The sequence below is a fragment of the Streptomyces sp. NPDC051636 genome (assembly GCF_044453765.1).
Classification (GTDB): domain Bacteria; phylum Actinomycetota; class Actinomycetes; order Streptomycetales; family Streptomycetaceae; genus Streptomyces.
The window spans coordinates 1,777-3,243 of record NZ_JBITDA010000075.1 but is presented as its reverse complement, the minus strand read 5'-3'; the positions used below and the strand labels follow the sequence as shown (position 1 = coordinate 3,243).

Here is a 1,467-nt window from a genome sequence, read left to right as displayed (position 1 = left end):
CTGCTTCACCCGGCAGACGACGCTCCCCTACCCATCACAGCACCCGTTGGGGCTATATGCTGCAATGACACGACTTCGGCGGTACGCTTGAGCCCCGCTACATTGTCGGCGCGGAATCACTAGACCAGTGAGCTATTACGCACTCTTTCAAGGGTGGCTGCTTCTAAGCCAACCTCCTGGTTGTCTCTGCGACTCCACATCCTTTCCCACTTAGCGTACGCTTAGGGGCCTTAGTCGATGCTCTGGGCTGTTTCCCTCTCGACCATGGAGCTTATCCCCCACAGTCTCACTGCCGCGCTCTCACTTACCGGCATTCGGAGTTTGGCTAAGGTCAGTAACCCGGTAGGGCCCATCGCCTATCCAGTGCTCTACCTCCGGCAAGAAACACACGACGCTGCACCTAAATGCATTTCGGGGAGAACCAGCTATCACGGAGTTTGATTGGCCTTTCACCCCTAACCACAGGTCATCCCCCAGGTTTTCAACCCTGGTGGGTTCGGTCCTCCACGAAGTCTTACCTCCGCTTCAACCTGCCCATGGCTAGATCACTCCGCTTCGGGTCTTGAGCGTGCTACTAAAAACGCCCTGTTCGGACTCGCTTTCGCTACGGCTTCCCCACCCGGGTTAACCTCGCAACACACCGCAAACTCGCAGGCTCATTCTTCAAAAGGCACGCAGTCACGAGAACAAGGCAAGCCTTGCTCCGACGCTCCCACGGCTTGTAGGCACACGGTTTCAGGTACTATTTCACTCCGCTCCCGCGGTACTTTTCACCATTCCCTCACGGTACTATCCGCTATCGGTCACCAGGGAATATTTAGGCTTAGCGGGTGGTCCCGCCAGATTCACACGGGATTTCTCGGGCCCCGTGCTACTTGGGTGTCTCTCAAACGAGCCGCTGACGTTTCGACTACGGGGGTCTTACCCTCTACGCCGGACCTTTCGCATGTCCTTCGCCTACATCAACGGTTTCTGACTCGTCCCACGGCCGGCAGACCGTGGAAGAGAGATCCCACAACCCCGTACACGCAACCCCTGCCGGGTCTCACACGTATACGGTTTGGCCTCATCCGGTTTCGCTCGCCACTACTCCCGGAATCACGGTTGTTTTCTCTTCCTGCGGGTACTGAGATGTTTCACTTCCCCGCGTTCCCTCCACTTGCCCTATGTGTTCAGGCAAGGGTGACAGCCCATGACGACTGCCGGGTTTCCCCATTCGGAAACCCCCGGATCAAAGCCTGGTTGACGACTCCCCGGGGACTATCGTGGCCTCCCACGTCCTTCATCGGTTCCTGGTGCCAAGGCATCCACCGTGCGCCCTTAAAAACTTGGCCACAGATGCTCGCGTCCACTGTGCAGTTCTCAAACAACGACCAGCCACCCATCACCCCGAACCATCCGGTTCGAGTTCACTGGGGCCGGCGACCAAGGGAGTTCATTCCCTCAGACACCCAACAGCGTGCCCGG

1 rRNA gene (only partly in view) is annotated in these 1,467 nt (G+C 57.9%); it reads right to left on the bottom strand.

The features are described from left to right. Positions 1-1,334, bottom strand: a 23S ribosomal RNA gene (locus ACIBBH_RS42295); it reaches 1,888 nt to the left of the window's first position. Positions 1,335-1,467: the final 133 nt, after the last annotated feature.